The 12,978-nt window shown below is 44.7% G+C and carries 12 protein-coding genes; 9 read left to right on the top strand and 3 right to left on the bottom strand.

What is annotated here, in order from left to right; all coding sequences use genetic code 11:
* Window positions 1-132 precede the first annotated feature (132 nt).
* From trxB to infA, 4 genes are all read left to right on the top strand, one after another.
* Window positions 133-1,098 (top strand): thioredoxin-disulfide reductase, encoded by a 966-nt coding sequence (gene trxB / locus IUA53_RS08530; RefSeq protein WP_044056970.1) that lies wholly within the window; start codon window positions 133-135, stop codon window positions 1,096-1,098.
* A 91-nt stretch (window positions 1,099-1,189) separates the two neighbouring features.
* A complete protein-coding gene (aat, locus tag IUA53_RS08525) occupies window positions 1,190-1,936 on the top strand; it encodes a leucyl/phenylalanyl-tRNA--protein transferase (RefSeq protein ID WP_044447202.1) in 747 nt (248 codons plus the stop codon).
* Window positions 1,933-2,646, top strand: a complete 714-nt coding sequence (locus IUA53_RS08520) for an arginyltransferase (protein ID WP_044056968.1) — start codon at window positions 1,933-1,935, stop codon at window positions 2,644-2,646. The genes aat and IUA53_RS08520 overlap by 4 nt, the downstream gene beginning before the upstream one ends.
* Window positions 2,647-2,721: 75 nt before the next feature.
* Window positions 2,722-2,940, top strand: coding sequence for a translation initiation factor IF-1 (infA, locus tag IUA53_RS08515; protein WP_008844395.1), 219 nt, complete (start codon window positions 2,722-2,724; stop codon window positions 2,938-2,940).
* Window positions 2,941-3,058: 118 nt separating this feature from the next.
* Here the strand turns inward: infA and clpA are convergent, their stop codons facing one another.
* Both clpA and clpS read right to left on the bottom strand, forming a co-directional pair.
* Complete coding sequence (gene clpA / locus IUA53_RS08510) at window positions 3,059-5,335, bottom strand: ATP-dependent Clp protease ATP-binding subunit ClpA (RefSeq protein WP_044056967.1); 2,277 nt, start codon at window positions 5,333-5,335, stop codon at window positions 3,059-3,061.
* Between the two features lie 24 nt (window positions 5,336-5,359).
* Complete coding sequence (gene clpS / locus IUA53_RS08505; protein WP_044056966.1) at window positions 5,360-5,680, bottom strand: ATP-dependent Clp protease adapter ClpS; 321 nt, start codon at window positions 5,678-5,680, stop codon at window positions 5,360-5,362.
* 200 nt (window positions 5,681-5,880) lie between these two features.
* Between clpS and cspD the strand changes: the two genes are divergently transcribed.
* Window positions 5,881-6,099, top strand: coding sequence for a cold shock domain-containing protein CspD (cspD, locus tag IUA53_RS08500; protein WP_044056965.1), 219 nt, complete (start codon window positions 5,881-5,883; stop codon window positions 6,097-6,099).
* A 327-nt stretch (window positions 6,100-6,426) separates the two neighbouring features.
* Here the strand turns inward: cspD and IUA53_RS08495 are convergent, their stop codons facing one another.
* Complete coding sequence (locus tag IUA53_RS08495; RefSeq protein ID WP_196899182.1) at window positions 6,427-8,646, bottom strand: NADP-dependent isocitrate dehydrogenase; 2,220 nt, start codon at window positions 8,644-8,646, stop codon at window positions 6,427-6,429.
* 405 nt (window positions 8,647-9,051) lie between these two features.
* Here IUA53_RS08495 and IUA53_RS08490 point away from each other — a divergent pair, with 405 nt between their 5' ends.
* The 4 genes from IUA53_RS08490 (at window position 9,052) to purB (ending at window position 12,973) form a co-directional block, all read left to right on the top strand.
* Window positions 9,052-9,597, top strand: a complete 546-nt coding sequence (locus IUA53_RS08490) for an rRNA large subunit pseudouridine synthase E (protein ID WP_231401291.1) — start codon at window positions 9,052-9,054, stop codon at window positions 9,595-9,597.
* Between the two features lie 240 nt (window positions 9,598-9,837).
* Window positions 9,838-10,965, top strand: a complete 1,128-nt coding sequence (mnmA, locus tag IUA53_RS08485) for a tRNA 2-thiouridine(34) synthase MnmA (protein ID WP_196899178.1) — start codon at window positions 9,838-9,840, stop codon at window positions 10,963-10,965.
* A complete protein-coding gene (hflD, locus tag IUA53_RS08480; protein ID WP_044447195.1) occupies window positions 10,965-11,591 on the top strand; it encodes a high frequency lysogenization protein HflD in 627 nt (208 codons plus the stop codon). Before mnmA ends, hflD begins: the two co-directional genes overlap by 1 nt.
* A 14-nt stretch (window positions 11,592-11,605) precedes the next feature.
* Window positions 11,606-12,973: an adenylosuccinate lyase gene (gene purB, locus IUA53_RS08475; protein WP_044056962.1), complete on the top strand. Its 1,368-nt coding sequence runs from the start codon at window positions 11,606-11,608 to the stop codon at window positions 12,971-12,973.
* Window positions 12,974-12,978: the final 5 nt, after the last annotated feature.

Below are 12,978 nucleotides of genomic sequence, written 5' to 3'. Positions count from 1 at the left end.
CATAGATACATCGAGATTTCAAAGAAACCTCGTTAACATTCAAAAGGTGGTTGAAAAAAGCCTTCAGCGGCCTCACCTAGCACAGTATGACAGTATTCGCTCACACAAAAAGAGCATAAGTTGGAGATAAAAATGGCAGAAAGTAGACACGTTCGTCTTCTTATTTTAGGTTCAGGCCCGGCTGGCTATTCCGCTGCGGTATATGCAGCGCGCGCTAATCTAGAACCAGTTCTTCTTACGGGTATCCAACAAGGCGGACAATTGACCACCACGACCGAAGTTGAAAACTGGCCGGGTGATCCTGAAGGTCTTACTGGCCCCGATTTAATGGTGCGCATGCAAAAACATGCAGAAAAATTTGATACCGAGATCATTTTTGACCATATCAACAAAACCGATTTAACCACACGCCCTTATACCTTATATGGCGACAATGGCACTTACACCTGCGATGCTCTTATTATTGCCACAGGGGCGTCTGCCAAGTACTTAGGTATGGAGTCTGAGCAAGCTTTCATGGGTAAGGGTGTGTCTGCATGCGCAACCTGCGACGGCTTTTTTTACCGCAACCAAAAAGTAGCGGTAGTAGGTGGTGGCAACACCGCAGTGGAAGAAGCACTTTATTTATCGAATATCGCTTCAGAAGTGCACGTTATTCACCGCCGCGATACGTTTAGAAGTGAAAAAATTCTAGAACAACGTCTCCGAGATAAAGCTGAGAACGGCAATGTGGTTCTGCACCTTAACCGTCAATTAGACGAAGTGCTAGGTGATGAAATGGGCGTTACCCAAATTCGTATTAAAGACAGCCAAGGCGACGCCACGGAAACCCTCGATGTCATGGGCCTATTCATCGCCATTGGTCATAAACCTAATACGGATATCTTTGAAGGCCAGTTAGAAATGAAAGATGGCTATATTGTGGTTAACAGTGGCACTAACGGCAACGCAACACAAACCAGCGTTCCGGGGGTGTTTGCCGCCGGTGATGTCAGTGACCATATTTATCGCCAAGCTATTACCTCCGCCGGTACAGGCTGTATGGCCGCCCTTGATGCCGAAAAATTCCTTGATGGTACAATGCCAGAACAAGGTTAAAGAAGACGCCTAATAAGAACCCTGCTAAAATTTCAGCAGGGTTTTTTATTTTAGCTATTGTACTTCTCAATACCATGTATGTCTCAATACTATGATTGCGCTTCCTCAACTAGATGTAGATACACCGTTTCCTTCTGTTCATCATGCACTTGAAGAGCCTAACGGCTTACTCGCGTTTGGCGCAGACTTAAGCCCTCAGCGCTTATTTTCAGCCTATTCCCAGGGCATTTTCCCTTGGTTTAGTGACAATGAACCCTTGTTGTGGTGGTCTCCCACCCCGCGTGCGATTATCGAACTAGATGATTTTGTATGCACTAAAAGCCTCCGTAAGTTAGCCAGAAAGCAGCGATATAAAGTCACGCTAAATCATAGCTTTGAGCGCGTCATTCACGCCTGTGCGACCATTCCAAGGCATCACCCTAGCTTAGACACACTCAGTGATGAAACCTGGATAACCAAAGATATGCAAGAGGCGTATTGTCATTTACATGAGTTAGGGCTAGCCCACTCAGTAGAAGTGTGGGAAGGTGAAGCACTAGTAGGTGGCTTGTATGGCGTTGGTATTGGTCAGGTGTATTGTGGTGAGTCTATGTTTCACAGGAAAAGTAATACCTCTAAGCTGGCCATGCTCGCGCTAGTGGAACATATGAAAGCCAACGGCATGGCGTTTATTGACTGCCAGCTACCTACCGAGCATTTAACGTCCTTAGGCGCTAAGGCCATCACTCGGGAAACCTTTATCAACAAACTCAACCAACATAACGATACACTCACGGAAGAAGGCCGCTTAAGCCCTACATATCAAGCGCAGTGGCGTAAACAGGAGATCACACCGTGAAATTTGGTATTACCCAAATATTTGGGTGTAGTTATCTGCCAGACGAACGTGAACAACTATTGGTGTATGCAGACAGCACCGAGCAATTAGCCTTGCGCTATGGTCAACTTATACAGGTTGGCTTTAGACGTAGTGGTGAGCAAATATATCGCCCTCACTGCCCAGATTGTAATGCCTGTCAATCGGTACGAATTCCCGTTGATGCATTTACACCCTCACGCAGCCAAAAACGGGTTAAAAAGCGTAATGCGCACCTTTCTATTAAATGTGCGTACACGCAAAATCATCAATACTATCCATTGTACGAAAAGTACATTAATGAGAGGCACACCGATGGCAGTATGTATCCGCCATCAAAAACCCAATTTGAAAGCTTTATATTATGTGATTGGAAAAAGCCCCTCTTTATTGAAGCCTACGATGGTGACAAGTTAGTCGCCGTGGCGGTGACCGATGTGGTTGAAAATGGTGCTCAGCACAGAGCACTTTCTGCCTTGTACACATTTTATGACCCCGACTATACGTCAGATTCCCTGGGTACCTGGATGATTTTAAGCCAAATAGCCCAAGCGCAACAGGACGGCTACGAATTTCTGTACCTTGGTTATTACGTAAAAAATTGCCAAAAAATGTCATACAAACACCAGTTTTATCCCTATGAGCAGTTTCTTGGCAACAATTGGACCCGTTTTGATAAAAATCCTGCGTAATTACTTTACACGCAAGGCAAGATTGGTTAAGGTCTGCGCGGCAAAAAATTTGAATTACTGAGGTAACTGCTTTACATGGCAAAAGAAGATTGTATTGAAATGGAAGGTACGGTGCTTGATACCCTACCTAATACTATGTTCCGCGTAGAACTAGAAAACGGTCACGTTGTGACAGCACACATTTCTGGAAAAATGCGCAAGAACTATATCCGAATTCTTACTGGCGATAAGGTCACTGTTGAGATGACTCCATACGACTTAACTAAAGGTCGTATTATTTATCGCGCCAGATAACGAGCCATTAAGCGGTAACGCATAAGAAAAAAGCCCGATGAATTCATCGGGCTTTTTTAATGGTGTTTTCAGCATATGACTAGAAGATGGGGTAAACGCAGAAGCGCTTAGCCAAGCATTAACTCGGCTCTGCTTCTTCTTTTACCGCATCGACGCCAGAATAATCAAAACGCAGCTTATCGTTGTCTAAATCAACTTTAACGTTACCGCCTTTGGTTAATTCACCAAACAGAAGTTCGTTAGCCAACTCTTTCTTAAGCTCTTCTTTAATTAGCCTAGACATGGGTCTAGCCCCCATAGACTTGTCGTAACCTTTCTCCGCAAGATAAGCCCGTGCTTCAGAAGACACTTCCAGTGATACACCTTTTACGTCTAACTGAGCCTGTAACTCAATAATAAACTTATCAACCACCTGTAAGATGATTTCAGAATCAAGATGATTAAACCAGATAATGCCATCTAAACGGTTTCTAAATTCAGGGGTAAACACTTTATTAATTTCAGAAAGTGCATCGTGACTATGATCCTGTTGCTTAAAGCCAATGGATTTACGCACAGTTTCCTGAACACCCGCGTTGGTTGTCATCACCAATACAACATTTCTAAAATCGACCTTACGGCCGTTATTGTCGGTTAACGTACCGTGATCCATCACTTGCAATAGAATGTTGTAAATATCACTGTGGGCTTTTTCAATTTCATCAAGCAGCACCACCGAATACGGATTTTTAATGACAGCATCGGTTAGTAAACCGCCTTGATCGAACCCCACATAACCTGGAGGTGCACCTATCAAGCGGCTAACAGCATGGCGCTCCATGTACTCCGACATGTCGAAGCGTACAAGCTCCACACCCATTATTTTGGCCAATTGTTGGGTCACTTCCGTCTTACCTACCCCGGTTGGGCCTGCAAACAAAAAGCTACCAATGGGCTTTTCTTCAGCGCCTAGACCAGAACGAGACAATAGAATAGCGTCGTTTAGCGTCTCTATGGCTTTGTCTTGGCCAAACACGACCATCTTAAGGTTACGCCCTAGGTTCTTAAGAACTTCTTTGTCAGACGCTGATACCGACTTCTCAGGGATACGCGCCATTTTGGCAATAATCTGTTCGATATCTGCCACATTAATGGTTTTCTTACGCTTAGACTGTGGCAACAACCGTTGACTAGCCCCTGCCTCATCCATCACATCAATGGCTTTATCAGGTAAATGGCGTTCGTTAATGTATTTAGCCGAAAGCTCTGCCGCCGCTTGAATCGCTTTTTGTGTAAAGCGCACATTATGGTGCTCTTCATAACGGCTTTTCAGACCAAGTAATATCTTAGTTGTATCACTCACACTCGGCTCAGTCACATCCACTTTTTGGAAGCGGCGTGCCAGCGCGCGATCTTTCTCAAAGATACCTTGGTATTCCTGATAGGTGGTTGAGCCAATGCAGCGTAACTCACCACTGGATAATTTAGGCTTAAGCAAGTTAGACGCGTCCATCACCCCGCCTGACGCTGCCCCAGCTCCAATGATGGTATGAATCTCATCAATGAATAATATGGCGTGCTCGTCTTTCGACAGCTCTTTCAGAATCGCTTTTAGACGCTTCTCAAAATCACCACGGTATTTGGTACCCGCCAATAATCCGCCTAAGTCCAAAGAGTAAACTGTACTTTCAGCAATGACGTCTGGCACATCGTTATTCACAATACGATAAGCTAAACCTTCAGCAATCGCTGTTTTACCCACGCCAGCTTCCCCCACCAGTAATGGGTTGTTCTTGCGTCGGCGACATAAAATCTGAATCGTACGCTCAACTTCCAGGTCTCGACCGATAAGCGGGTCGATTTTCCCTTCTTTCGCGTGCTTGTTTAAGTCTGTTGAGTACTTGCTGAGCGCAGAACCGCTGTCATCTGTAGACTCGCCTTCTTCCAACGAGTCTGAATTTACCGGTGCTTCGTCATCAGACTTACTCACACCATGGCTGATAAAGTTCACAACATCTAAGCGAGTCACATCAGATTTCTTGAGGATGAATACAGCCTGAGATTCTTGTTCGCTAAAAATAGCCACAAGCACATTGGCACCGGTAACTTCATCTTTGCCCGATGATTGCACGTGAAAGACTGCCCGCTGCAGGACACGTTGAAATCCTAAAGTCGGTTGAGTTTCTCTTTCGTTAAGCTGATCATCAAGAATTAACGGGGTAGTATCTTTCACGAAAGCGATTAATTCGCTCTTTATTGCCTCAATGTCTGCACCACAAGCATGCAACGCTTCGCGCGCAGCAGAGTTATCTAACAGTGCCAGCAACAGGTGCTCTACCGTCATAAACTCGTGACGGTGCTCTCTAGCAAATACAAACGCATTGTTTAACGTCTGCTCTAATTCTTTATTTAACATATCGCTCGCCCTCTACAAATTGACTTACGCCGGCTCCATAGTACACATCAGTGGATGACCTTGCTTTCGTGCATATTGGTTGACTTGCATTACCTTTGTCTCTGCAATCTCTGCAGTGAATATGCCACATACGGCTTTTCCTTGATAATGAACCGTAAGCATAAGTTGATTGGCTTTCTCAGCATCCATATTGAAAAAATGCATGAGCACTTCAATGACAAAGTCCATGGGGGTGTAGTCGTCATTGTTCAACAACACCTTATACATAGGCGGCGGCTGCGGTGTTTTTCGCTGCGCGTCTTTTTGCTTTTCCTTTTCGATGTCAATTGTGTTGTCTTTACTCATAACTTAATAATAGTGCTTTGCCAGCAGATGTCGTATAACTTTTGTATAAAATTAATTCGCATTTGCTCTTGACATAATATGGTTAAAAAATCTACATTTTGATAGTGATGTTGTTTTGCCAAAGGCAATATCGCAATGCCACCAATTTCTATTGTGGGGGCATAAACGTGTGAGTTCAAGGATTAAGAGGAAGTCGAAGTATGGCGGTTGGAAAAGTTAAGTGGTTTAACAACGCAAAAGGGTTTGGATTTATTGTTCCCGAGGATGGCGGAGAAGACATCTTCGCGCACTATTCTACAATCCAAATGGAAGGATATCGCTCACTAAAAGCCGGTCAAGAGGTGACCTATGATGTGCAGCAGGGCCCTAAAGGCCTTCACGCTGAGAACATTGGGTTCTTAGAAGAGCCAGAGCGTTAAAATAATAAACTAATTCAATAAAGGCCTGTTTCCGTTGATTACCTGGTGGTTGACGGAGGTGGGTTTTTTCTTGCCTATTAAATATTATTCACCTTAACCCTATCCTCCTTAGAAACCATTCACCTTCGGCTTTTTCGATTAGCTTCTTTTCGTATTAACCTAACTTTGCATTCATCCCTATTTGTCATCCCCCCTTCATTACTATCAATATTCATGGGCTAACAGAAACGCCGTTCAATTATCTACGGGTTCTCCTTGTCAAAAAAAAAGCCCCTACCAAATGGTAGAGGCTTTAATAAGACTTTTTATCACTTTCTTTAACGACGTTTACGCGTCAAGAATTGATTTCAGGGTAGCGCTAGGTGACATAGTTGCAAACAACTTGTCTTCATCAGGGTAATAGTAACCACCAATTTCTTGCGCTTTACCTTGCGTTGTATCAATTTCAGCAATGATGTCATCAATTTTAGCCGATAATTCTTCGTAAACCGGCTTAAACTGCGCCGCTAAATCTGCATCTTCAGTTTGATTCGCCACTTCTTCTGCCCAGTACAAGCCTAGGTAAACATGGCTACCACGGTTATCTAACTGGCCTGCTTTACGCAATGGAGATTTACCATTATTAAGCAGTTTTTCAGTCGCTTTGTCTAATGCACTCGCAATAATTTTCGCTTTCGCATTTTTGTGTTTAATCGCCACATCTTCAAGTGACACTGCTAACGCCAAGAACTCACCGAGTGAGTCCCAACGTAAATGACCCTCTTCCACAAACTGCTGTACGTGCTTAGGTGCAGAACCGCCCGCCCCTGTTTCGTACAGACCACCACCGGCCATTAGTGGCACAATGGATAGCATTTTAGCACTGGTACCCAGCTCTAGAATTGGGAACAAATCGGTCAGGTAATCACGTAGAACGTTACCGGTGACAGAAATAGTGTCTAGGCCACGAATAGCGCGCTCCATGCTGTAGCGGATAGCACGAACTGGCGACATAATTTGAATATTCAAACCACTGGTATCGTGATCTTTAAGGTAGGTTTCAACCTTCGTAATAAGCTGTGCATCGTGAGCACGCTCATCGTCAAGCCAGAATACCGCTGGCATACCTGATTGACGGGCACGGGTTACGGCCAACTTAACCCAATCTTGAATAGGTGCATCTTTCACCTGACACATACGCCAGATATCACCCTCTTCAACTTCATGAGAAATAAGAACGTTACCGTCTTGATCCACAATAGAGACAGTACCATCGGCTTCTAGCTCAAATGTTTTATCGTGTGAGCCGTACTCTTCCGCTTTTTGCGCCATCAAACCTACGTTAGGTACCGTACCCATGGTTGTTGGGTCAAATGCACCGTGGGTTCTACAGAAGTTAATCACTTCTTGATAAATGGTGGCGTAAGTACTTTCTGGAATAACCGCTTTAGTATCGTGAGCCTTACCATCTGGCCCCCACATTTGACCAGAGTTACGGATCATTGCAGGCATAGAAGCATCAACAATAACGTCACTCGGTACGTGCAGATTAGATATACCCTTATCAGAATTTACCATGGCCATGGGTGGGCGATCGGCGTAACAAGCGTTGATGTCTTTTTCAATTTCTGAACGCTGGCTTTCAGGAAGCGTAGCTATTTTATCGTATACGCTGCCTAAACCATTGTTAGGGTTAACGCCAAGCTCTTCAAACAGGTCGCCCCATTTGTTAAATAGGTCTTTATAAAATACTTTTACGCAGTGACCAAATACAATGGGGTGAGAAACCTTCATCATTGTGGCTTTAACGTGAAGTGAGAAAAGCACACCTGTGTTCTTGGCATCTTCAATTTGTTCTTCAAAGAAGGCACAAAGTGCTTTCTTGCTCATGAACATACCATCAATAACTTCACCCGCTAGCAAGTCAACACGAGGTTTAAGCGTTTTTTTGCTGCCATCTTTACCCGTGAATTCAATGCTCACATAACCGTCTTTTTCTACCGTGACTGATTTTTCAGCTGAGTAGAAGTCGCCACCACGCATATGTGCAACGTGAGAGCGAGATGCTTGTGACCACTCTCCCATTGAATGCGGGTGCTTGCGCGCATAGTTTTTAACCGCAGTAGGCGCACGGCGGTCAGAGTTACCTTCACGTAGAACAGGGTTCACTGCACTACCAAGAACCTTTCCATAACGCTCACGAATGTCTTTCTCTTCGTCAGTTTTTGGCGAATCAGGAAATGCTGGAACGTTAAAGCCTTTATCATTAAGTTCTTTAATCGTTGCACGAAGCTGAGGAATTGAGGCGCTGATATTAGGGAGTTTGATGATGTTTACATTAGGGTCTTGTGTCATCTCGCCAAGTTCGGCTAATGCGTCTGGTACTTTTTGTTCGTCAGAGAGATACTCTGGGAAATTTGCCAGAACGCGAGCAGCTAAAGAGATGTCGCTCAACTCAACATCGATGTCTGCAGCTGCTGCAAACTTCTTAATAATGGGAAGCAACGAATAAGTTGCCAACATTGGCGCTTCATCCGTCTTCGTATAGATGATCGTAGACTTGGTCATTATATACCTCAATGTTGTCGGTAGTAGGATACCGTTTTAGTCCGTTATGTCGCACTCATTAGAATCGTGACCAAACTGGCCATAATCAATGCGATATGTAATTGATGTTTTGAACACCGCTTCTAAATTGGTAAATTAGAAATCAGTGCCACTTGTTGTTTTCGTCAATGTGTTAGTAAAACAAACCCTTCAACCGCTAACACAAAGCACGGCCTCTTATTATCGGCCGCGTCCAATAGTATAGGGTCGAAAGTATGAGTTACAAGTCATACCATTGTCTTATCCTTAGAGATCAACGAAATTCAGTGAATTTTCCCCTTAAACCCGCGCTTTTTTTAGATGAAGGTTAACCAAGCATGTTACTCTTACTCGCCTGATTTCACCTTAATGCGCAAAGATCTCTTCATGAAAGCCAGTGATAAAAAAATCGTCCTTTTTAATAAGCCATTTCAGGTGCTATCTCAATTTACGGATGCCGATGGCCGTGAGACGCTAAAAGACTATATCGATATTCCTGATGTGTATGCTGCGGGCAGACTAGACCGCGATTCTGAAGGACTTTTAGTACTCACCAATGACGGTAAATTGCAGCACAAACTGGCACACCCAAATGCAAAAACAAGTAAGACCTATTGGGTTCAAGTTGAAGGCACCCCTAACGAAACCGCCCTTGACGCGTTGCGTAATGGGGTTGAGCTTAAAGACGGCATGACCAAACCAGCAAAGGTAAAGGCAATAGAAGCGCCGCAAGTTTGGGACAGAAATCCTCCGGTTCGGTTTCGTCAAGCTATCCCCACCAGTTGGCTGTCGATAACCATTTCAGAAGGCAGGAATCGTCAAGTAAGACGAATGACCGCGCACATAGGTTTCCCTACGCTTCGTCTAATTCGGTATCGTGTGGGTAGCTGGACAATCGATGGCATCGACAACGGAAAATATATCAGTTTTTAACAGGGAAAACGGATTCATTACACGCACTTACCCCCTGAATTTTAACTAGTGCGATTAATTATTATATATAGCGATTTTGTCGCATGTGTTTTTCGCTCTGCGCACTTGAAAGTGCAATTTTTACTCTTATTTGAGACGGGGCGAGGAACGGAAACCTTTTGTTTTTACTCCCCGCCCTGAAATATGTGAATTGGCAGGATTATTCTGGTAAAATCCGCCACCTTTAAAACCGGCCTATAAATGAGTGTGAATCACGTTGTGACTGATATTGAATCAAACGCTAGCAAAAAAGTTATCGTCGGCATGTCCGGCGGCGTCGACTCTTCTGTTTCTGCCTACCTTCTGCAACAGCAAGGGTATCAAGTAGAGGGTCTTTTCATGAAAAATTGGGAAGAAGATGACAATGACGAATATTGCTTAGCCGCAGAAGATTTAAAAGACGCACAAGCGGTAGCCGACAAGTTGGGTATCGAGCTTCACACTATCAATTTTGCCGCAGAATATTGGGACAATGTGTTCGAGTACTTCCTTGAGGAATATAAGGCAGGGCGCACCCCAAACCCCGATATTATGTGCAACAAAGAAATTAAGTTTAAAGCGTTCTTAGAATTTGCTGCTGAAGACTTAGGCGCCGATTATATCGCCACAGGTCATTACGTGCGCCGTCGCGAGCAAGATGGCAAGTGGCAAATGCTTCGCGGGTTAGACAATAATAAAGACCAAAGTTACTTCCTTTACACCCTAGGTGAAGAGCACGTTGCCAAAACGCTGTTCCCTGTTGGGGATATCGAAAAGCCATTGGTTCGCCAAATAGCCGAGGAACAAGGCCTAATTACACACGATAAAAAAGACTCTACAGGGATCTGTTTTATTGGTGAACGCAAGTTCAAAGACTTCTTGTCACGCTACCTACCCGCTCAGCCTGGTATTATAGAAACCGCCGAGGGAGAAGAAATAGGCAAGCATGAAGGTTTGATGTATCACACGCTTGGTCAGCGTAAAGGGCTTCACATTGGTGGCCTTGCGAAATTCGGTGACGACCCTTGGTATGTGGTTGATAAAGATGTTGAACGCAATGTGTTAATTGTAGGCCAAGGTGCAAACCATCCCCGTTTGTATTCCAAAGGCCTCATTGCTAAGCAATTGCATTGGGTAGACAGGAAAACGGTAACCGAACCTTTCCGCGCGGTGGTAAAAACCCGCTATCGCCAAGCTGATATTCCCTGCACTATCACCCCCACAGCAGATGACCAGATAAGCGTTATCTTTGACGAACCGCAAAAAGCGGTTACGCCGGGTCAGTCTGCGGTTTTCTATCTCGACGAGGTGTGCTTGGGTGGTGGAATCATTGAGAGTTATATCCGTTGATGCTAGATAAAGATGTAGAAAATAATTTAGCGCTGGCCGGTGTATGCCAAGCGGCTGCCTTGGTGCAAAGCTTAGCGCGCAGAGGCACAGCCAGTGACGAAGCAATAGAAGCGAGTCTGTCGAGTATATTAGTTACCGACCCCGAAACACCACAGCAGGTTTTCGGAAAATTAAGTAACTTAGAGGTGGGATACAAAACCCTGTTTGCTCAACTTTCAGATAAGCAAGCCTCGAAAGATACTGAACTGACCCGTTATATTGCCAGCATTTTAGGGCTAGAGCGAAAGTTAGCGCGTAAACCTGGCGCGATGAAAGAGTTAGGCGAACGCATTTCTCATGTTCAGCGACAACTTGCCCATGTAGATTTTCAAAGCCCGCAAATTGTCGCCTCATTGGCCAGTATTTATAGCGACATTGTTAGCCCTCTTGCTCCACGTATTCAGGTAGCAGGCAACCCAGATCATCTTGGACAACCCGCCACGCAACACAAAGTTAGAGCGTTATTGCTAGCCGGTGTAAGAGCAGCGGTAATGTGGCGTCAAATGGGCGGCAAACGAAGGAATATTCTGTTTCGTCGGAAACAAATTTTAAATAGTGCTGTTAAGGCGCTTAGGTTGATAAACTAGTTAAGGAGCTTAAGGTGGAACTGAGTCAGTTAACTGCAATTTCCCCTGTTGATGGTCGATATGCCGGTAAAAGCGTTGAATTACGCAGCATTTTTAGCGAGTACGGCTTACTGAAATACCGTGTTGAAGTAGAAGTACGTTGGCTACAAATGCTGTCGTCAAATCCGCAAATTGAAGAAGTTCCTGGGTTTTCAGACAGCTCAAACGCATTGCTAGATGCCATTGTGGCAAATTTCAGTGTGGATGACGCTATGCGCATTAAAGAGATTGAACGTACCACCAACCACGATGTAAAAGCGGTTGAGTACTTTTTAAAAGAGAAGGTGGCAAATAACAGTGAACTGTCGGCGGTAAATGAGTTCATTCATTTCGCGTGTACCTCTGAAGACATTAACAACCTTTCTCACGGTCTTATGCTTACCGAAGCCCGTGACACAGTTATCCTCCCCTACTGTGACAAGCTAATTGATGCCCTAACAGCGCTTGCGAAAGCCTACCGCGACATCCCTATGATGGCACGTACACACGGTCAGCCTGCTTCGCCTACCACCATGGGTAAAGAAATGGCTAACGTGGCTATGCGTTTGAAGCGTCAACGTGCTCAAATCGCTAACGTTGAGCTATTGGGTAAAATTAACGGGGCAGTAGGAAACTACAACGCGCACCTTTCAGCCTATGCCGACGTAGATTGGCATAGCGTGTCGGAGAAGTTTGTCACTTCTTTAGGCCTTACCTGGAACCCGTTTACCACCCAGATTGAACCTCACGACTATATTGCCGAGTTGTTCGACGCCGTCGCGCGCTTTAACACCATTCTTATCGATTTCGATAGAGATGTATGGGGTTATATAGCGCTTGGTCATTTCAAGCAAAAAACCATTGCCGGTGAAATTGGTTCTTCTACCATGCCACACAAAGTTAACCCTATCGATTTCGAGAATTCGGAAGGAAACTTGGGGCTCGCTAACGCGATTTTCGATCACTTAGCGGCGAAACTCCCTATTTCTCGCTGGCAACGTGACCTAACAGATTCTACTGTGCTACGTAACTTAGGCGTTGGCGTTGGTTATGCGGTTATAGCGTATCAAGCCACGTTAAAAGGCATTAGCAAGTTAGAAGTTAACGAAAAAAGCTTGCTTGATGAATTAGACAATAACTGGGAGCTACTTGCAGAGCCTATTCAAACCGTTATGCGTCGCTACGGCATTGAAAAGCCTTACGAGAAGCTTAAAGAGCTTACCCGTGGCAAAAAAGTCAATGCACAAGTCATTGCACAATTCATTGACAACCTTGATATGCCAGACACCGCGAAAGCCGAGTTAAAAGCACTCAGCCCAGCAAACTACATTGGTGATGCAATCAGGCTTGTAGATCAGTTATAAGCCTC

Origin of the sequence: Alteromonas sp. B31-7 (genome assembly GCF_015767655.1) — a bacterium.
Lineage (GTDB): Bacteria > Pseudomonadota > Gammaproteobacteria > Enterobacterales > Alteromonadaceae > Alteromonas > Alteromonas australica.
The sequence above is the reverse complement of the archived record's forward strand: the minus strand, read 5'-3'. Positions and strand labels throughout refer to the sequence as shown.

Bases quoted from the DNA above. Each gene is read 5' to 3' on its own strand.
- trxB (WP_044056970.1), top strand. From the start codon at position 133: ATGGCAGAAAGTAGACACGTTCGTCTTCTTATTTTAGGTTCAGGCCCG.
- aat (WP_044447202.1), top strand. From the start codon at position 1,190: ATGATTGCGCTTCCTCAACTAGATGTAGATACACCGTTTCCTTCTGTT.
- infA (WP_008844395.1), top strand. From the start codon at position 2,722: ATGGCAAAAGAAGATTGTATTGAAATGGAAGGTACGGTGCTTGATACC.
- clpA (WP_044056967.1), bottom strand. From the start codon at position 5,335: ATGTTAAATAAAGAATTAGAGCAGACGTTAAACAATGCGTTTGTATTT.
- clpS (WP_044056966.1), bottom strand. From the start codon at position 5,680: ATGAGTAAAGACAACACAATTGACATCGAAAAGGAAAAGCAAAAAGAC.
- cspD (WP_044056965.1), top strand. From the start codon at position 5,881: ATGGCGGTTGGAAAAGTTAAGTGGTTTAACAACGCAAAAGGGTTTGGA.
- IUA53_RS08495 (WP_196899182.1), bottom strand. From the start codon at position 8,646: ATGACCAAGTCTACGATCATCTATACGAAGACGGATGAAGCGCCAATG.
- IUA53_RS08490 (WP_231401291.1), top strand. From the start codon at position 9,052: ATGAAAGCCAGTGATAAAAAAATCGTCCTTTTTAATAAGCCATTTCAG.
- mnmA (WP_196899178.1), top strand. From the start codon at position 9,838: ATGAGTGTGAATCACGTTGTGACTGATATTGAATCAAACGCTAGCAAA.
- hflD (WP_044447195.1), top strand. From the start codon at position 10,965: ATGCTAGATAAAGATGTAGAAAATAATTTAGCGCTGGCCGGTGTATGC.